Annotated in this window: 12 protein-coding genes; all 12 read left to right on the top strand. The window is 44.3% G+C overall.

Going from position 1 to position 19,810, the window contains the following annotated elements; genetic code table 11:
* Positions 1–10: 10 nt before the first annotated feature.
* A complete protein-coding gene (locus Q5866_RS15205) occupies positions 11–3,121 on the top strand; it encodes a SusC/RagA family TonB-linked outer membrane protein (protein WP_303181114.1) in 3,111 nt (1,036 codons plus the stop codon).
* A 12-nt stretch (positions 3,122–3,133) separates the two neighbouring features.
* Positions 3,134–4,759 carry a SusD/RagB family nutrient-binding outer membrane lipoprotein gene (locus tag Q5866_RS15200; RefSeq protein ID WP_099290074.1) on the top strand — a complete coding sequence of 542 codons (1,626 nt, stop codon included), beginning with the start codon at positions 3,134–3,136 and terminating at the stop codon, positions 4,757–4,759.
* Between the two features lie 222 nt (positions 4,760–4,981).
* Positions 4,982–5,467 carry a Dps family protein gene (locus Q5866_RS15195; protein ID WP_227215446.1) on the top strand — a complete coding sequence of 162 codons (486 nt, stop codon included), beginning with the start codon at positions 4,982–4,984 and terminating at the stop codon, positions 5,465–5,467.
* 120 nt (positions 5,468–5,587) lie between these two features.
* The gene (mutY, locus tag Q5866_RS15190) at positions 5,588–6,658 is read left to right on the top strand and encodes an A/G-specific adenine glycosylase (protein ID WP_303181111.1); all 1,071 of its coding nucleotides are present in this window, start codon (positions 5,588–5,590) and stop codon (positions 6,656–6,658) included.
* Positions 6,659–6,716: 58 nt separating this feature from the next.
* Positions 6,717–7,292, top strand: coding sequence for a sigma-70 family RNA polymerase sigma factor (locus Q5866_RS15185; RefSeq protein ID WP_303181109.1), 576 nt, complete (start codon positions 6,717–6,719; stop codon positions 7,290–7,292).
* 383 nt (positions 7,293–7,675) lie between these two features.
* Positions 7,676–9,757 carry a hypothetical protein gene (locus Q5866_RS15180; protein ID WP_303181107.1) on the top strand — a complete coding sequence of 694 codons (2,082 nt, stop codon included), beginning with the start codon at positions 7,676–7,678 and terminating at the stop codon, positions 9,755–9,757.
* A 90-nt stretch (positions 9,758–9,847) separates the two neighbouring features.
* Positions 9,848–11,011: a FecR domain-containing protein gene (locus Q5866_RS15175; RefSeq protein ID WP_303181105.1), complete on the top strand. Its 1,164-nt coding sequence runs from the start codon at positions 9,848–9,850 to the stop codon at positions 11,009–11,011.
* 107 nt (positions 11,012–11,118) lie between these two features.
* Complete coding sequence (locus tag Q5866_RS15170; RefSeq protein ID WP_303181103.1) at positions 11,119–14,724, top strand: SusC/RagA family TonB-linked outer membrane protein; 3,606 nt, start codon at positions 11,119–11,121, stop codon at positions 14,722–14,724.
* 12 nt (positions 14,725–14,736) lie between these two features.
* Complete coding sequence (locus tag Q5866_RS15165; RefSeq protein WP_292267207.1) at positions 14,737–16,212, top strand: RagB/SusD family nutrient uptake outer membrane protein; 1,476 nt, start codon at positions 14,737–14,739, stop codon at positions 16,210–16,212.
* 4 nt (positions 16,213–16,216) lie between these two features.
* Positions 16,217–17,512 carry a hypothetical protein gene (locus Q5866_RS15160; protein ID WP_303181100.1) on the top strand — a complete coding sequence of 432 codons (1,296 nt, stop codon included), beginning with the start codon at positions 16,217–16,219 and terminating at the stop codon, positions 17,510–17,512.
* Between the two features lie 108 nt (positions 17,513–17,620).
* Complete coding sequence (locus tag Q5866_RS15155) at positions 17,621–18,793, top strand: hypothetical protein (RefSeq protein WP_303181098.1); 1,173 nt, start codon at positions 17,621–17,623, stop codon at positions 18,791–18,793.
* Between the two features lie 28 nt (positions 18,794–18,821).
* The gene (locus Q5866_RS15150) at positions 18,822–19,796 is read left to right on the top strand and encodes a metallophosphoesterase family protein (RefSeq protein WP_303181096.1); all 975 of its coding nucleotides are present in this window, start codon (positions 18,822–18,824) and stop codon (positions 19,794–19,796) included.
* Positions 19,797–19,810 lie beyond the last annotated feature (14 nt).

Below are 19,810 nucleotides of genomic sequence, written 5' to 3'. Positions count from 1 at the left end.
AATGGCGTTTATGGCATATACGCGTCTGTGTATAATCGTGATTTGTGTGTTAGCGTGTGGAAAAGTAACTTTTTCCGCGGAGAAGTATCGTGTTCATTCGTTTCGCGTAACCGATACAATCATTGCCGGGGATGAGCGAATTGTGGTGCATGGTAAAGTTCTCGATACAACGCGTCTTCCTATGGTAGGAGTCCACGTACTGGAAAAAGGAACGACGAACGGGGTCGTTACAGATTGGGAAGGAAATTTCTCCATGAAAGTAAGGCGAACCGGAACGTTGATCGTTTCTTTTGTCGGCTACCATACTCAATTTGTGGTTGTCGAGGGCAAAAAAGATATCCGGATCACGCTGGAACAGGAGAGTGTTCTGTTGGACGATGTCATCGTGACGGCATTGGGAATCCGTAAAAAAGAAAATTCCTTGTCTTATGCCGCTTCCCGGGTGAACCGGAATGAATTGATTCGGGTGAAAGATCCGAATATGATCGTGACACTTATGGGAAAGATCGCGGGAATGCAGGTGAACCGGAGTTCTTCCGGTATGGGCGGTTCCGTGAAAGTCGTGATGCGCGGTAATCGTTCGGTGGCGGGTAATAATCAGCCTTTATACGTGATAGACGGAATCCCGATGCTGAACGAGAGCAGCGAACAGCCGAGTACGTCTATCGGGGGTACGGCTGATGCCGGAAACAGGGATGCCGGGGATGGTATTTCCAATCTTAACCCGGAAGACATAGAGAGTATCAGTATATTGAAAGGAGCCCCGGCAGCCGCTTTATACGGGACGCAGGCTGCCAACGGGGTTATCTTGATTACCACGAAACACGGGGAAGCGGGGAAGCAGGAAGTTTCTTTCTCTTCGAGCGTGTTGATTGATAAAGCCATGATGCTCCCGAAACTGCAAAATCATTATGGCGTGAGCGACGAGGTGGAAAGTTGGGGAGAGAGAAAAGATATAAACACGGGGAACCCGATTTCTTCTTTTTTTAAGACGGGAGTGACCGCGATTCATTCCCTTACCTTTTCAACCGGAAATGAACGCACGCAAACTTATTTCTCCTACGCGAACACGGAGGGAAAAGGGATTATGGAAACGCATCGTTTATCAAAACACAACATGAACCTGCGGGAAAGTGCAACTTTTTATGACGGGCTTTTAAAAATAGACGGAAGTGTCAATTTATTGAAGCAAACGGTGAAAAATCGTCCGGTGCCGGGCGGCTTTTACATGAATCCGTTAGTCGGGTTATACCGTTTTCCCCGGGGAATGGATATCACGGAGTATAAAAATCATTTTGAAGTATGGAATGAAGAGCGCCGGTTGAACGTGCAGAATTGGCACGCCCCGACGGAGGACTTTGAGCAAAATCCCTATTGGGTACTGGAACGTATCAAAGGGCAGGATCAGAGAACACGGGTGATAGCCTCTATTGCCATGCGTCTGATTCTTTCTGCTCATTTTTCGTTGCAGGCCTGCGGAAGCGTGGATTACTTGAACGATAAGTTCCGTCAGAAATACTACGCTTCCACGGCTCCGGCGTTGGCGGGAAGTAATGGACGTTATATCGACGCGAGCCACGAGCAGACTTTGACTTATGGAGATGTGCTCGGGACTTATAAACGAAAGTTCGAGAACTTTTCTTTGGATATATCTTTAGGGGCAAGTATAAATAATAACAAGACAAATGAACTTCGCTACGATTCGAAAACAGCTTCATTGAAATATGCCAATGTATTCAATATCGCGAACATCAATATGACGACGTCCGCTTATATTGCCGAGCAAATCGATGCCACGAGGCAGATGCAATCCTTGTTTGCAACGGCACAGTTGGGTTTCCGGGAATACTTGTTCCTCGATATTTCCGCCCGTAATGATTGGAGTTCCACGTTGGCTTATACTTCCCGTGAATCCACCGGCTTTTTCTATCCTTCCGTGGGATTCTCTTGGTTGATAGACCGGACGTTTTCCCTGCCCGAGTGGATCACGGGCGGAAAGATTCGCGGGGCATGGAGTATGGTCGGGAATGATATCCCCTTGTATATCACGCACCCCGTGTCACACGTGTTGGCGGGAGGCGGTATACAGGCTTCCGATGCCGCCCCTTTCGAGGAAATGAAACCGGAGAAAAACGTGGCGTTTGAAGCGGGAACCGAGTGGCGGTTGTTCAACGACCGTTTGCGAGTGGACCTCACGTGTTACAACACGGTCACGAAGAATCAGTTTTTCAAACTGGCGGCGAAGGATGGCGACACGTACGCTTATCGTTACGTGAATGCCGGGGAAATACGGAACACGGGGGTAGAGATCGAGTTGAAAGGAACCCCTTTTGAGGATACAAAAGTCAAATGGGAAACCGGGATAAATTACGCTTCCAACAAAAATAAAGTACTTCGCTTACACGAAGAACTGCCTGTTTTCCAGTACGGGCCTTATGGCTTTTCGTCAAGTTACGCGATGAAATTGAAAGAGGGAGGTTCCTTCGGGGATATCTACGGCAAGGCTTTCAAGCGGGATGATAACGGGAAGATTCTATACGAGACGGAAGGCGATTTGAAAGGATTACCACGAGTGGAGGGTGACGGTAACACGGTGAGAGTGGGGAATGCCAATCCAAATTTCACGTTGGGATGGACGAATACCTTCTCGTGGCGGAATTTTATGATGACATTCCTGATAGATGGGCGTGTCGGTGGAAAAGTGTTGTCACAGACACGGGCGGATATGGACTTGTACGGGGTAACGAGAGCCACCGGGGATGCTCGTGACCGGGGGTATGTCATGCTGGAGGGCGAGAGGATCACCAACGTGAAAGGATTTTACAAATCCATTGTCGGGGGACGTGCGGGAGTGACGGAATACTACATGTACGATGCCACGAATTTCCGTTTGCGGGAATTTTCCTTGGGATACTCTTTCCCGAAACAATGGTTGGAATCGGTACGGGTACTACGGGATATACATCTGGCTTTTACCGCCCGGAATCTGTTTTTTATATACAGGAAAGCACCTTTCGATCCGGATTTGATTCTTTCTACCGGGAACGATAATCAAGCGATAGAAGTTTACGGGATGCCTACTACCCGTGGTATGGGATTCAGTCTGCGTGTTACCTTTTAATCGGATGGCGGTATGGAAAAGAGAGTATTTGTCTACATGGTTCTGTTTCTGGGATGTATCGCTTGCACGGGACATTTTAAGGATTTGAACACGGATAAAACCGGGATCACGGATGAGGATACGCGTATCGACTGGAACCATATCGGGATACCTCTCGGTGTGGTGCAGCAGGGCATTTATTTTAATTATGATTTCGGCAAGGGGAAGAATTGGACATACCAGATCATGCAGAACCTGAGCGCCGATATGTTCAGTGGTTATATGCACGATTACAAGCCGTTGAACGGCGGTTCCCACAATTCTGATTATAATCTTCAAGACGGGTGGAACGGGACGTTCTGGGGATACACGTACGCTTATATCATGCCGCAGATCAAACGGTTGGAGGATTCCACGAGAACAGAGAATCCTCTTTTCTACGCGATCACGAAAATATTGAAAGTCGAAGTGATGCATCGGGTGTCCGATTACTACGGTCCGATCATATATTCCAATTTCGGGGGGATGAAATCGGTGTATATGCCGGATACGCAACAGGATGTTTATCATGCTTTTTTTGACGATCTGAAAGAGGCGGTAAAGACGCTGAGCGATTATATGGATAAGCCCGATGAAGTTTTTGATTTTTCCCGTTTTGATATTCTGATGGACGGGGAGATCCTTTCGTGGATTAAATTTGCCAATTCATTGCGTATGCGTTTGGCGGTACGGATAGCAATGGCTGAACCGGAAAAAGCCAGAACGGAATTTCAGTCGGCTATCAGTGATGAACACGGGTATTTTGAAGACCCTTTCGAGCTCGTGAAGGTATCTACCCGCGATGGGTACACCAATCCTTTGGGCGAGATCAACCGGGTATGGGGGGAAGTGTACATGAATGCTTCCATGGAATCCATTTTAAACGGTTTCGATGATCCCCGGCGGAAAGTGTTTTTTGAGCCCTGCATGGAAGACGTTTGTTTGCCGGATAAGAACGGTAAGGATTCCGTCATTATTCCTTTAAAGGGACAATACCGGGGGATTCGCCAAGGTACAATGTTCGCACACCCTTATTACGCGGCTCTGTCCAAGATATACGTGAACGTGAATACCGACGCGATCTTGATGACGGCGGCAGAGGTATGGTTTTTACGGGCGGAAGCAGCTCTGCGGGGTTGGACATCGGAAGAAGCCGGGGATTGCTACGAGAGAGGGGTGAAATGTTCTTTCTCGCAATGGCAGGTACCCGACGCGGACGCTTATTTGCAGGGTGATAACCGGGCATCAGATTTCAAGGATGTATTCACGCCCGAGAATGATATCAAAGCCCGTTGCAAGGTATCCCCTTGTTGGGATGAATCCGCATCGCCGGAAATAAAGCTGGAAAGAATTATCACGCAGAAATGGTTGGCTATTTTCCCGGAGGGATGTGAGGCTTGGGCGGAACAGCGAAGAACGGGATACCCGAGACTTTTTCCCGTGAAATACAATAATAGCCGGAATGGTTGTATCGACACGGAAATCATGATACGCCGTCTGAACTTTCCTTCGACTCTTCTGGATGAAAGCGCGGAACAATACAAGGCATTGGTGGATGCTCTAGGGGGAAAGGACAACGCTGGAACCCGTTTGTGGTGGGATACGGGGAGAAATTTTTAAGAAATAGAAGGATTCAAAGATTCATAGGGATTACCTTATCGCGGGTAAACTTTTATTATGGAAATGTAAAGCATCCGAAATATGGGTATTTAGTCGTTCTTTGGTTAGAGTGTCGAAAAAATATAGTAAAAATTAAATGTTCCGCGTGAAACTTTATCAACCGCTTTTCGTTTCTATAGGTGTTTACAATGAAATACAAAGAACCTTTAAATATTTATAGTTATGATGAAAGGAAATATTGGTTTAGACGCATCAATGATCAAATCAAGTAAAACAATTTTAAATAACCTGCTTGCTGATCATTTTGTTTTACTGGCTAAAACATGGAATTACCACTGGAATATGAAAGGCGCGAGCTTCAGATCTTATCACACGTTCTTGGAAGATCTTTATAACGGCCTGATTGAAGATATCGACAGTATTGCCGAGCGTGTTCGTGATTTGGACGAACGTCCTATCGGGTCTTTGAAAGGCTGTCTGGAGCACAACCGCATCAAAGAACAAGACGAGGAGAAACCGCTTCCCGATGCAAAGGGGATGTTGGCAGCCTTGTTGGATGACAATGCAGAAGTTATCCGTCAGATACGTTCTGATTTGGAAACCATGGATAAAGAAGGCTCGAAAGATTTCGGAACATCCAATTTCTTGGAAGACATGATTGAGAAAAAGGAAAAAGTAACTTGGATGATCCGTGCCCATTTGGAATAAGGATAGATTTTTATGTTATGAGTGAATGAGGGGGACTGTCGATTATCGGCAGTTCTCTTTTTTTATGTTCGCCTTGTATTCCGATGTTTTTTGTATCTTCGTACCCGTTAATCAGGAGATATGGATGATAGAGAGATAAGTGGTATTTTAATCCACTGGTACGAGAAGAACAAGCGGGAATTGCCGTGGCGGGAAACCGGCGAACCTTACTTGATTTGGATCTCGGAGATTATACTCCAGCAAACCAGAGTGGTACAGGGGTTGGATTATTTCAACCGTTTCGTGCAACGTTTTCCCGATGTGCGTTCCCTCGCGGAAGCTGACGAAGATGAGGTGATGAAATACTGGCAAGGCTTGGGTTATTATAGTCGTGCCCGCAACCTGCACGCGGCGGCAAAGCAAATCGTGGATTCTTTCGACGGCGTTTTTCCCCGGACGAGAGAGGATATCTTATCACTGAAAGGGATCGGGGATTACACGGCTGCCGCGATAGCTTCTTTCGCCTATCAACAACCTTACGCCACGGTAGACGGCAACGTGTACCGGGTGTTAGCCCGGCTGTTCGATTTGGAGATGCCTATTGATAGCGGCGAGGGAAAGAAGTATTTCACGGAATTGGCACAATCGTTACTGGACGAACGGCATCCCGATCTGTTCAATCAGGCGATGATGGAATTCGGGGCTTTGCAGTGTGTCCCGAAATCCCCGGCTTGCGATTCTTGCCCTTTGAACGGGAAGTGTCTGGCATTGGCTTCCGGGCGAGTGGAACAATTACCCGTGAAGAACGGGAAGACCATGGTTAAACCCCGTTATTTTAATTATTTGCATATCCGCGGTCAGGGTAAAACCTTGCTTTCCAAGCGCACGGGAAATGACATCTGGCGTAATCTTTACGAGTTCCCGTTGGTCGAAACGGCATCTCCCGTGTCTTGGGGAGAGTTGCAACAAGTGACCGGATTCAATACATTATTCGGCGGAATGACGGGTATCAACGTGAAACGGGAGTTCACGGCTAAAAAGCACGTGCTGTCCCACCGGGTAATTTACGCCGTGTTCTACGAGATTCTGGTAGATGCTTTCTCTCCTGCCATGCAGAAGTACCTTCAGGTGCCGGATGAGGAGGTAGGTAATTACGCGGTATCCCGTTTGGTGCAGTCTTACTTGGAAAAGCGGGAAACTTTGTTGTTTTGATAAATAAAATTATTCCTTTTTGGTGTGTCACTGGTGAAAAAGATTTATTTTTGTATTGATGCGGAAAGATGATAGAGATATACTTGACAGGTTCACGAAGAATCGTAAGGACGGGATTTGCGTGCTGTTTGATCGTTACTATCGTCCTCTGGTGTTGTATGCCGGGACATTGATCAGTGACGACACGATGGCGGAAGATCTCGTTCAGGAATTTTTCGTGCGTTTGTGGGAAGACGATTATCTCGAACGTATCGAGAGCAAGGCGCTCAGTTCTTATCTTTTCTCTTCCGTGCGCAATAGTTGTTATACATACTTGCACAAGAACGATGTGATGCGTGCCCGCGTGGACTTCACGTCCATTGACGTGGCGGCAGATTCGGCGGCGGCTTTAAGCCAAGAAATCGTGGATAGGGTAACTGCCGTGATAGCCCGAATGCCCGAACAGACGGGACGAGTGCTGAATTGCGTGTTGATGCAGGACATGAAATATCAGGAAACAGCCGACGAGTTGCATGTATCCTTGAACACCGTGAAAACTTTGTTGCGCAACGGGATGCGGCTTTTGCGTGAAGAACTGCAAAGCGAACAGGAGTTGATTCTATTATTCGTTTGCGCGGGTAATTCGGAAAGTTGAACCGACGCGGGGTAACGTAGCTATCCTGAAGCTATACTCGTGCTACACCATATTGAGCCTTATTGGTTTATGCTTGTTTCCCGTTGGAATGTTCATGGCAGGGATGGCTTGAATATTTGTCAAGTTAAATTAGATTATTTCTTGTTAAAACGTGGGCGAAGAGTGGGCTATAAGTAGGCTAAGTGTAGGCGATGCCGCCTAATAGTCACCTAATAGTCGCCCAAAACTCACCCAACTCGGTTTTATATCCTGCTTAAAGCCCTCTTAAAGGTTATATGAAGTGATAGCTTTGCGTGAATATTTTAAAATATATATATTTGCCACCCTTTTTCATGAGGAGTAATTATTTTCAAGTAGAATGTAGTTTTAAACAGAGACAGACGATGAAAAGATTTTTTTCAACCTGCCTGTTGTTTTGGGTGGGCATATTCTTACTATTGGTCGGTTGTAAGAAGGATGAGGTGACAGTTGTCGAAGACGAGGATATTGTGGATAATGAATTACCCGTCAGGTTGACGGTGGCGGATTATAACGAGAGTAACACGTATTATTTGTTGAATGATGACGAATCCCCGGATGTTTATTTCGATTCGAAGCAGCGAAGTTTTCTCGTGACGCAGCCCTTGCAAATTTCGCTGGATGACGAGCTCAATTTCCAGATTCGTTTTTATAGCCCGAGAGCCTTGAAAGGCGTGACGATTTGGGCAACCATCGAGGGGTACGACGAGGAGGTCGAGTTTATGTCGCTCGAGAAAATCATGCCGTTCCAACAGCTTCGGGTGCCTGTGCCTTTTGTCACCACGGATATGACCGCGTACACTCGCGGCGGAAAAAAGATTCTTATCACGGCAAACCCGGATTTGACGGTGGAGGATATCTCTTTTAGAATCGAGTGTGACGATCCTTATTGGGCAAGGTTGCAATCTATCCGTTGTAAATGGAATATCGCTTTCGGCAGGTATAGCGACACGCAGGCAAGCTGGAAGTATAAAATGAAGGCTTCACACACGCGTGAGGCGGTGGCGATAGCGTTGAACATGAGTTATATGTTTTCGTCGGAGAAGCTCGAGAAGGCGTTGCACGAGTTCGGACCTCTACATAGTAACAATGACAGGGTGGAGATTGACAAGCATGCTTTATTGACAAGAGTGCTTAATCACCGCGGGTTGGTTTTCGGTTATACCACGGGTGTGATGGGATTGGGTGGCGGTACGACGTACGGGATGCACGAGGTGTGTTACCTTGAGCATTATGCCGATGATAAGAGCATCACGGAAACCCTTTTTCATGAGTTCGCGCATTGCGTGGGATACGGGCATGCCGGGAATATGACCTATGAGCAGACGGGACCCGGGTGGATTACCTTGTGTAATAACGTGTACGTCGAGTTGTCGCGTGAAAAGAAGTTGCCCGTTTACTCCCGCCGTTTCCTGCATACCCGTAAGTGCAAGAACAGGTATTTTGACGATATATACGTGGCGTCAAAATATATTATCGAGGATCCGGAACTTGATGCCCTAGATGGTGGTTTGTCCCCGTTGCGCGGGGTGACGGACACGGGTGGGGATGACGGTATGCCGCTGACTTTCCGGTTGGATTACGCGGATGTGCCCGGGGCAACGGCCGCCACTTTCCGCCCGAAAGACGTGTACGCGTACGGGAATACCTTGTACGTGGTGAATGATGCTGACAATAATTATAGCGTGGAGGTGTTCAATCTCGAGCCTAACAGTATGAAACAGCATTTGAATAGTATCCGGGAATGGTCGCGGGGGGACGAAACGGAAACGTTCGGTGGTAGACCGAATGGTGTTACGCGTGCTAACGGGAAGATATATGTCACTCACGAGGGGAGTCGCACGGAGATTTTCGACGCGGGGGATTACCGGTTTGTCACGTGTATCGGAACCGGGGCGTGGGGTACGGGGCCTTCTCAAACCGTGCACGCTTTCGACGTTGTGCTTTACAAGGGAATGGTGGCGATTCATGACAAGCGTTATGTCAATTTCGTGGAAGAGGGGGTGTTGACGCCCGGAAACGTGGCACCGCGTTTGTACATTCGGTCGGAGCATTTGGGCGAGGTGAGCGCCGCTTACGGCATGGCGGTCGATGAACGGGCGGGATTGCTTTATTCCACCCATCCGTCCAAGCGTATAGATGTTTTCGCTCTTGGTGATATACGCGAGGGTGTGACTCTTAAACGTGTCAAGCAGTTGGCTTACCGTAACACGCCTTACGCGCTGGATTTTTACAAGGGTAGGTTGTTCGTGACTTCTAACGGCAACGAGAAGTTTTGCGAAGTTGACCCGGAAACGGGGGATATCGTGAAGGATTACACGACGGTCGGTGGCATCACGTTGCAAGCCCCCGAGAAGTTCTGTATCCGCCGTAGCACGTTGTTTATTGTCGACCGCACGAAGGACGGGCCGTGTCTTTACGCTATTCCCACGCGGGAGTTGAAATAGGAGCGTATGGTTGTTTTTTTTCAAAAAAAATACACCCTTCATTCACCCGTTTTGATTTTTATTTAGTCTTACTTGTATAAAAAACAAAGTATGACTATATCGAATTACATAGAAGAGTTGATTTACCGTGTGTTAGCAGGAGATGCAAGCGAGGAGGAACGATGTGAGTTGGAGGCGTGGGTGCGGGAGAGCGAGGAGCATCGAGTGTTTTTTCACAAGGTGGAGCGGGCTTGGTACACGGGGAAGTATGCCGTGAGATGGAAAAACGTGGAGATGAGTTCCGCGTGGAAAGCTGTGGAGCATAAGCGGGAAAGTCATCGACGGAGGCGTTTGTTGCGCGTTGGTTGGAGTGTGGCGGCGGCAGTGGTGTTGGTGGTCGGGTTGGCGTGGATGTTTTTGCCGTCGGGGGAAGAGAATATGTCCGTGGCGATGGTGCAGGCTCCGGTGGGTAAGCCCGGGGAGTCGAAGGCGTTGCTGGTGCTTTCGTCGGGAGAGCGGGTTGCTTTGGGAGGCGAGCAGGCGGACACGATACGGGAGAACGGGCAATCGATTTTGCGGGAGAAGGATTATATTGATTATAGTCGGGAGAAAGGTGATGGAGTGACGGAAACGGTTTATAATGAGTTGATCGTGCCTGTTGGTGGGGAGTACCGTTTGTTGCTTGCCGACGGGACTGTCGTTTACATGAATTCGGAATCCCGCTTAAAATATCCGGTACGGTTCACCGGGAGCGAGCGATTGGTGGAGTTGGAAGGAGAGGCTTATTTCGAGGTGGAGCGGGATGAGGAGCGTCCTTTCGTGGTACGCACGAGTCGGTTGGACGTGACGGTATTGGGCACCGGGTTTAACGTGATGGCTTACAAGAAGGATGCCCGTACGGAAGTCACTTTGGTGAACGGGAAGGTGGACGTGACGAGCGGGAAGATTAGCGAGGTGTTGACCCCGAACCGACAGTTCGTGATGAATAACGAGAGTGGTGAATACGAGGTGCGTACGGTGGATGCGGATGCTTATGCCGCGTGGAAAAAGGGAACTTTGAATTTTGACGCGATGCCGTTGGAGGAGTTGGGGGATAAGCTGGCGCGTTGGTACGGGGTGAGTTTCTTTTTCAGTAATGAGCGTTTGAAGCAGTTGAAGTTCACGGGTGCTTTCAGGAAATATAATGATATGGATTATATTCTTTCTTTGATAGAGGCAACGACGGATGTAACTTTTAAAATCAATGGAAATGCAATTATAGTTAACGAAAAATAAAGTAGAAAACCGCTTCCGAAGGGGCATAAAAATACCGGAAAGTGTTGGGAGCACGATCCGGTAGTTACTCCCGGGGGAGCATTAAGAATCACTTAATTCACAAATGTATGAAAAAAAGTAATGTAGTGTGGCTTGTTTTGTCAAAAAATAAGCGGCAGCAATTATGGAGAATTATGAAACTAACATGGATTTTGTGTGTCTGTTTCGTGTGTACGTTGTCTGCGAACAGTCTGGCACAGCAAAAATTGAGTATGAATTTGGGGGAAACGTCGATTAAGACGGTTTTCGAGGAGATTCGTAAGCAAACGAACAAGATCGTGATTTATAATGACGACCGGTTGGCGTTGCGGAAGAAGGTGAATGCGGATTTCAAGGACATGGAGTTGGCAGATGTGCTGGAGCGTGTACTTGCCGGAAGCGGTATGACGTACAAGTTCGTGGACGATTATATCGTGATTACTCCTGCCGTGAAGCCCGCGCAGGATGAGAAAAAAGCGTTTCGGGTAAAAGGTTTCGTGTACGACCAGAACAAGGAGGCTTTGCCGGGAGTGACGGTGAAAGTGGCAGGGGTACCCCTCGGGACTTCTACCGATGTGAACGGGTGGTTTACCATGGAATTGACCGAGAAAGCGACTTTGGAATTTTCATTCGTGGGGTATAAAAGGAAGACTTTGGCTTTGACCGATCAGATGTTGAAAGACACGATTCGGGTTTACATGGAGGAAGAGGTGAACGAGATGGATGAGGTTGTCGTGACCGGTTATCAGGAAATCCGCAAGGATCGAATGACAGGTTCGGTGACTGTTATTACAGCCAAGGAGTTGGAGAATAGTGCGTTCAAGAGCATAGATCAGATTCTGGAAGGTAAGGTTGCCGGGTTGTATTCTTTCAAGACCAGTGGAGCACCGGGAGCGCGGGCGAACGTGCGGATCAGGGGTGATAACTCTATCTCGGGTAACAAGGAGCCTATGTGGGTGGTAGACGGTCTACCTTTACAAGGTGGTGTGGCTTCCATTAACGTGCTTAATGCGGGAAATATTCAAGAGTCTGCACTTGATCACGGTATCGGTAATCTTTCTCCGGCGGATATAGAGTCGATCACGATTTTAAAGGATGCGGCGGCATCGGCAATCTACGGGGCGCGGGCTGCTAATGGTGTAATCGTTATCAAAACGAAACGCGGTTTCGAGGGGAATGCGACATTCAGTTATAACGGTAGTTTTGGTATGGTTGAAGCCCCAAGCATTGATTTGGATTTTATGAATAGTAGAGAGAAAGTGGATTTTGAGTTAGAATTGATGCGAGATTTCAATCGTGCAGATCAAGCTGGTTTGGCGGGTAAGGCTTACGATTTGTATATGCAAGGACGTATTAATGCTGAACAATATAATGCTGACTTGGAGAGGTTACGTTCTATAAATACCGATTGGTTTGATGTGATTTTCCGAAAAGGATTTTCGCATTCTCATTTCTTATCGATGCGAGGTGGCTCAGAAAAAACCAATTACTATGCTTCGTTAAATTATAGTGGGCAGGATGGTATTTTGAAAAGCAATAGTTACGATAACTTGGGGGCTAAATTGGAAATTCGCCATAAACCTTTCGAGAATTTTGAATTGAATTTCCAAGTGGAAGGATATTATCGAGAGAGTGTAGACCATGCCTCTGGTATTGATCCGTTCAAGTATGCCGTTTTTGCTAATCCCTACGAGAAGCCGTACAATGCGGATGGTAGTTATGCAGCTGATTTGAGTTATTTGGGAGATAATTGGAGTTCGTTGAAGTATGGTTATAAATTTGATACATTCAATATCTTAAGAGAGTTAAATGAAACTCAAGCCAAGAGTATCGCTTCCGATATATCTGCTCGATTAGGATTTAACTATCAGATTCTGGAAGGGTTGACAGCAGATGTAAGCGGTGCTTTGACCTATAGCACGAATAATACTGAGAAGTGGGCTGCACCGGGAACATATGCTTCTTATGTAAATTTAAATTTTGTAAGAAGTGCTTTGAAGTTAAATCCAGAGGCTGAGATATCTTCGGAATTTAATAACGGTTATTTGCAAGAAGGTTCCGGTCGTACGACTTCTTTTGCGTTGAGAGGATTAGTTAGCTATAACAACGATAAGTTGGAAGGTCATTCGTTCTCTGTTGTAGTGGGAACCGAGTTATCTGGAAGCAAGAGTTATAATAACTTCCATAATTTTCCGGAGTTTAATCAGATTTATCGATTTACGAGTTTTCCTTCTTTTCCAAACTCGGATGAAATCACATATGATAAATTGAAAGATGTATTTCGTGGTATGATGAGTACGGGAGAAGCACAGGATCGTTCAGCCTCTTTCTTCGGAGCTTTCACTTATACTTTGCGAGATAAATATGTATTCAATGTGAATGCTCGTTTCGACGGTGCAGATATTATTGGTACAGATAACCGCTTTACTCCGTTGTGGTCTGCCAGTTTCCGTTGGAATGCGATGCGGGAAAATTTCTTGAAGAACGTGAACTTTATTTCTGATTTAGCCGTACGTTTTTCTTATGGATACACGGGAAATATTGATCGTAATGCTTATCCGATGCCGTTAGTATTTTTGAATGCAGAAAGATATGATGGTTTATTTTTGGCTGAACGAGTGGAATTCCCGAATCCCAATGTTAAATGGGAACGTAAACAAGATCGGAATATCGGTTTGGATTTTGGTTTCTGGAACAACCGTATCGGTGGTACGTTTAACTACTACTGGAATACTACTCGCGATTTGTTAGGTGAGATGACAACTCCTTATTCTTATGGACGTACTAGTATTAAGACCAATGTATCCTCTTTGGAGAATACGGGGTGGGAGTTTAATATCAACTTTCGTTTCGATTTAGGGAAAGAGGTTTCTTGGGTAAATTCTTTCAATATAGCTCAAAACAAGAACAAGATTACCAATACTTATATCAAGAATTTTGAAGAATTTGAAGAGGTGAATTGGAATGGTAGTACGGCTAATATTGAGGGATATGCTACCGGGACTATATTTGGGCATCGTTTTGCTGGGGTAAATCCTGTTACTGGTAATGCTACTTTCTATTTGACAGAAAGAGCTAGAGAAGTATGGGCAGAGAAGAAAGAGGTATCTATTGATCAGATTCCATACGTTATGGAGGATTCGAAAAAGGAGTTTGACTCAAGTGTGATGGCTGCTTCTTTGGTGAATTTGGGTACGGTGAATCCGAAAGTAACTGGAGGTTTTACCTCTACTTTGACTTGGAAACAATTGGAGGTACGTCTCGGTTTTGCTTATAGTGTCGGACATTTGTTAGAAACCTTTAATGAACGTGAATACGCACCTCGTGGGGGAGGAAATGGAGAGGTCTTTATTTCTAGGACTAATCGTTTGAGAACTGCTATGAATCGTTGGAGAACCCCGGGTGATATTACTAATACACCTCGTTATTCTTTTGCAAGTAATAGTTATCGTCAGATGTTGACGGATGATAAATTTGAAGACGCTGATTTCTTGGCTTTCCGTGATTTGACGGTTTCATACGATTTGCAGGGAGACTGGTTTAAGTATATAGGGCTAACTCGCTTCCGTGTAGGATTACAGGTAAGCAATGTATTTGTATTTACGAAGTATAGTGGTTTGGATGTAACTACCGGAAAGCCGTTTAATTATCCGTTACCTCGTACTTATATGTTTAATCTTTCTTTGGGCTTTTAAAAGATCGATGTTATGAAAAAATATATACGATTAATTAGTATTTTATTAATTCTGTGGATTACAGGGTGTAATAAGTTTTTGGATGTAACTCCCAAAAACGTGATCTCCATGGATGATTTACAGAGTATCAAGCAGGCATTATCCGGTTTTTTAAATGGAATGCGTGTTGATGGGGGAAATAGTTATAATTTTGAAAATCCAGTATCTCCTTTGGAACCGAGCAATAGAGAGGGGGTTTTGCTTGCATATTGTGAAGAGTGGGATTTATCAGAACTGGCAGCAGATAACGAAGGAATGACCGTTGAGGATATTAAAAAAGTTGATTGGCGTGATGAAACAACTCAAGGGTATTGGGGGAGATTTTATCAAACCATTGGTTTTATGAATTTGATACTTCACGAAGCTGAAACTGCTACCGGAGATGAGGATATGCGGGATTATATTATGGGGGAGGCATACGTTATGCGGGCTTATTGTTTCTTTAAGTTGGTTCAGTATTATGCTCCTTATGATAATAATGATTTGGGTATTCCTTTATGTCTGAATTCTTATGATGATTTTGAGGACGTAAATCTGTCCCGTGCTCCTCAAACGAAGGTATACGCTCAAATTTTAAGTGATTTGCATGAGGCTGAAATTCGATTAGAGCGGACGCCTATGCGAAATGGTTTTAATGTGATGTATAAATCATCCGTATTAAATCGGTTGTTTGCGCAGGTTTATCAGTTTAAAGCTCTTTCTCCTGCAGCAGAGGCAAACGATTGGCAGAATGCTGCGTTATATGCTTCTAAAGAAACAAGAAATGCTACTTTAGATGGTATTGATGTTTTGTATTCGATATTCAGCGTTAATAATACCAAAGAGGTCATGAATAATGAAACAGCTTTGCGTATATTTTTCAGTATGGGGTATCCCAAAAGCTCTATGTTTAATGGGATGGAATTAAGCACTGATTTTTACGAGAGTTATTTTTCTGTATCAGAAGGAGATATACGTCGTGATTTTATTGAGGAGATAAATGTATACGATTGGAAGCAAGGAAAATATGTATTAAAATTACTTCTTAATAAATTTGATAGTGATTATATTTATGGGGATTATGGAAGTGTATTTGTTGGTTTCCGATTGGCTGAGGCTTTCTTGATTCAAGCAGAAGCATTAGCGATGACGGAAAAGTTGGATGAAGCAAAAGCTATATTGGAACGTTTTAAAGAAGATAGATATGAAGGTACTTACACTACGCCTTCTGATAAAGAGGGATTGTTAAAAGACATTTATCGAGAACGTCGTAAAGAGTTTATGGGAGAGGGTGATTATGGCTGGTTAGATATAAAACGTTTAGGATTGAAAGTAGAGCGTACAATAGACGGTAAAACCTATACATTGGATGGTAAAGGGGATTATCGTTATACATTCCCGATTCCGACAATGGAACTGGAAAATAATAAGTTTATAGATCAAAATCCAGGATGGCATTTAACAGAGTAATATTATGAAGGCAAGGAATTTATTATATTTGTTCTTATTATTAGGCTTTTTTACAGCATGTACACCAGAAGAAAGTGAAGTGCTTGATTTTGGTCAAATTAAGATTGCAAAAGTGGAATTGGGTGCAGATGCCCGTCAATTGATTGCGGACGGGGTTGCGACTTTAACGCTGAATCCTATGTTGTATCAAGAGTGTACATTCCAAGACAAAGATGGTCGAGATAGTATAGGATATGGCCGAATTCCGGCAGATCGATTTCCTAGTGATGTTGTTCGCTATTTTCTAGAAGATGGTACAGTGTTAGATGGTGCGGAATACAAGACTACTGACGCATCACAAGGTAACGTGGGATTTTATATCACGGTAAATGATATGAAGTCTGATGTCTTTACCGTGAAATTGCGGGAACCTTTTGCTGAAGATAAATACGAAACGATAACTTATCCGGTTGTTTTTCATGTGGTACAAGCCACTGAAAGCGTGGAGGCAGGACAAGCGATTGGGGTGGATTTGATTTATGAAATTTTTAATAATATGTGTAATGTTTTTGCGCATGAAAGTATTTTTACCCCGAATGGAGCAGATACGCGTATTCGTTTTCAATTAGCAGAGTATGATCCGGATGGAATGCAAATGAAAGAGAAAGGTGTTAATCGTCATACGGAACTGAAAAGGTATATGCAATCAGATCTTTTACCTAATTTGGAAAATGCCATAAAGACAAGTAAGTATTATACTGATATTTTATGGGATTATAAAAAGTATTTGAATATTTGGATTATTGAAGGTGCGCAAAGAAACGTTGCTGCTCCCCCTGCTTATATTTTGGCAGGGACAGAACTTTTGGAAGGTGTGTCAATGCAGGAAAAGAGCGAGGCTGAATTTGAGAATGTAAATTGGAATATTTATGATATCGGCTTGTTGTTTGATGCAAGTGATTTTACATCAAATGAAGGTATGCCGTATGGATATATTGGCCAGCTGGGTACGTTTTTTGGATTGCGGCCTACTGAAAATATGGATGTAACGGGGGAGGTTGTATCTGATTATTGTGATGATACAGTACCTTATCGCACGTATACTGAATCTTGGTATGATGAAAATGGAAATGATGCAAATAATCGATTGAAAATTACTGATGATGGTTTGTTATTCTATTCCACGAACATTATGGATAACCAAAGTTTCAGAAGTTCTATCACTATGGATCAGGTGAAGCGTATGCGTATTATTACGGATAACTGTCCACTCCGCTGGGCTTGGAAGAGCAAGTGGGCATTCACGGGAAAAGAAGATTAATAATAGTCTTATATGTTGTGAATTAAGAGAAGGGGGAAGCTGAAAAAGGCTTCTTCCTTACTCTTTCTATGTAGAGAAAATCGAAGTTAAACTTAATAAATTGTGGACATGAAATATCGTTTATTATTTATCGTTTTTTTATTCGCATGTTGTTTTGCTTGTGAAAGTGTGATAGAAAATCAGCAATTCAATGAGTTGGATTTGGAAGAAAATATTTTGATAGAAGATGGGGGATTATCTCGCTCTGTGGATAGGGGAGTAACTGAGAATATGAATGCATTCCTTCAACGTGTTGATTTCTTTGAGCGTCAATTTATAGAATTGTATCAGTCTTATGATACAATTATTTCTGAAGGTATACTAAGACAAAAATGGTATGAATGTATTAATCGTTTTGATAAAGATGCAGCTCGTGTGTATCAAGATTTGTGTATAAATAAGTCTAGAGGTTTATTTAAGAATGATGAAGATCTCGAAAACTATTTTAGAAGTTTTAGAATATATAGTTCTCGTTGTAAGCAAGTTGTTGATTTAATAGTTCGTTCTGTAGAAGATTTAAGAAGTGAAATTATACATGAGTTAGAATATGGCATAAAGCCAATAGAACCAGATGAGCGTCCGGAAACTATTCGTTATACACTTTCGGAAACAATAAAAGAAACGAGAGGATATTGGGGAACATGGGAAGAAGTTGGTAAAGTAGGGGGGCCTGGTCCGTTATTTACTTCATTGGACGAATTCGATTTTATTGATGTAGCTTGTTTAGTAGATAATTACAATAGGCAAAATTTGTACACGTATAATAATTTTGCTTTTTCTACACCTCGAAAAGCGGAAGGATTTCAGGCTATTATGAAAATTGTAAATGATAGAGGAAATTTGATATTGCTAGGAGTACGTGTTCATCATGAGGATAGCCATACGATTTATCTTTATGTGATAGATGCTCATACGTATGAAATTTATGATCGGCTTGAAGTGGCTGTTTATTACCGCTATGATTTTAATGATCGATACGAAACGGAAGCGGATTCTCGTAGATTTCTTGTTAAAGATTGGATGTTTAAAGATGATTACAAGATCGTCGTTGGTGAATTGAAAACAGATGTTGCGGCTAAATTTAATGAAGATTTTGGAACATTAGAGGCGGAAGTGATTCGCACTACATACAAGTATAATGTTAATACGAATAAATTCGTACAAGTAGAGCAAAAATCTGTACGTAATTTGCAATATTGTTCTGAAAATGTAGTTACTAACTGGACTCCACTTTCTGAGTAGTCGTATTATATAAACGTGAATTAACGTCATGAAAAAAGTAATTTGCACCATCAATCTGTTGTTGTGGTTGGTCGTGCTGGTGTGTGAATCTGTTGCCCAGCCTCATTTAAAATTTAACGAGGGGGGACGGTTTAAGGTCGTGCAGGTGACTGATATGCACATTAACTTGAAGAAGGGGCAGTCGGAAGTGTGTTTTGAATTGTTGGAGGAGGTGATTCGGGAGGAGCGACCGGACTTGGTGGTGTTTACCGGGGATCAGGTGACAGAGTTGAATCCGCGAGCGACATGGGGACGGTTGGTGGAGCAAATGAGAACGTGCGGGGTGGCATGGACGATGGTTTTCGGGAATCATGATCACGAGCAGGGAATGAGTCGGGAGGAGATTTACGAGATGGTGAAGGAGGCTCCCAATTGCTTGATGAGCAAGGGGAACGTGAAGGGTGTCGGGAATTACGTGTTGGAGATAGAGGAGAAGCAGAGCCGGGCGACGGCTGCTGTGCTTTATTTTTTGGATTCGCATAGTAATTGCGAGTTGAAAGAGGTGGGGGGATACCAGTGGGTGGATTTTTCACAGATAGCTTGGTTGCGGGAGCAGAGCGCAAGACGAGAGTGTCCGTCGCTGCTGTTTATGCATATCCCGTTGCCGGAATATAACTATGCTTGGAACGGGAAGACGTTCGGGGTGAGGTTGGAAGAAATTTGTTGCCCGCGGCTGAATAGCGGGTTGTTTACCGCGTTGAAAGAGTCGGGGCAGGTGATGGGGGTGTTCGCGGGGCATGACCATGAAAATGACTTTATAGGTGTATATTATGATATAGCGTTGGGATACGGGCGTGTGTCCGCCGGGAAAAATGCCTACGGGTGTTTGGAACCGGGGGTGCGGGTGATTGAATTGACGGAAGGGAAACGGGAATTTGAAACGTATGTCCGGCTGAAAGGCGGGGAGGTGAAAAACAGATGCAAGTATCCGGTAGATTTTGAAGACTTGAAAAAATTGAAGTAATGATGAGATTGTGT

Origin of the sequence: uncultured Butyricimonas sp., assembly GCF_959596855.1 — a bacterium.
Taxonomy (GTDB): Bacteria; Bacteroidota; Bacteroidia; order Bacteroidales; family Marinifilaceae; genus Butyricimonas; species Butyricimonas muris.
The sequence above is the reverse complement of the archived record's forward strand: the minus strand, read 5'-3'. Positions and strand labels throughout refer to the sequence as shown.

Bases quoted from the DNA above. Each gene is read 5' to 3' on its own strand.
- Q5866_RS15205 (WP_303181114.1), top strand. From the start codon at position 11: ATGGCATATACGCGTCTGTGTATAATCGTGATTTGTGTGTTAGCGTGT.
- Q5866_RS15200 (WP_099290074.1), top strand. From the start codon at position 3,134: ATGGAAAAGAGAGTATTTGTCTACATGGTTCTGTTTCTGGGATGTATC.
- Q5866_RS15195 (WP_227215446.1), top strand. From the start codon at position 4,982: ATGATGAAAGGAAATATTGGTTTAGACGCATCAATGATCAAATCAAGT.
- mutY (WP_303181111.1), top strand. From the start codon at position 5,588: ATGGATGATAGAGAGATAAGTGGTATTTTAATCCACTGGTACGAGAAG.
- Q5866_RS15185 (WP_303181109.1), top strand. From the start codon at position 6,717: ATGCGGAAAGATGATAGAGATATACTTGACAGGTTCACGAAGAATCGT.
- Q5866_RS15180 (WP_303181107.1), top strand. From the start codon at position 7,676: ATGAAAAGATTTTTTTCAACCTGCCTGTTGTTTTGGGTGGGCATATTC.
- Q5866_RS15175 (WP_303181105.1), top strand. From the start codon at position 9,848: ATGACTATATCGAATTACATAGAAGAGTTGATTTACCGTGTGTTAGCA.
- Q5866_RS15170 (WP_303181103.1), top strand. From the start codon at position 11,119: ATGAAAAAAAGTAATGTAGTGTGGCTTGTTTTGTCAAAAAATAAGCGG.
- Q5866_RS15165 (WP_292267207.1), top strand. From the start codon at position 14,737: ATGAAAAAATATATACGATTAATTAGTATTTTATTAATTCTGTGGATT.
- Q5866_RS15160 (WP_303181100.1), top strand. From the start codon at position 16,217: ATGAAGGCAAGGAATTTATTATATTTGTTCTTATTATTAGGCTTTTTT.
- Q5866_RS15155 (WP_303181098.1), top strand. From the start codon at position 17,621: ATGAAATATCGTTTATTATTTATCGTTTTTTTATTCGCATGTTGTTTT.
- Q5866_RS15150 (WP_303181096.1), top strand. From the start codon at position 18,822: ATGAAAAAAGTAATTTGCACCATCAATCTGTTGTTGTGGTTGGTCGTG.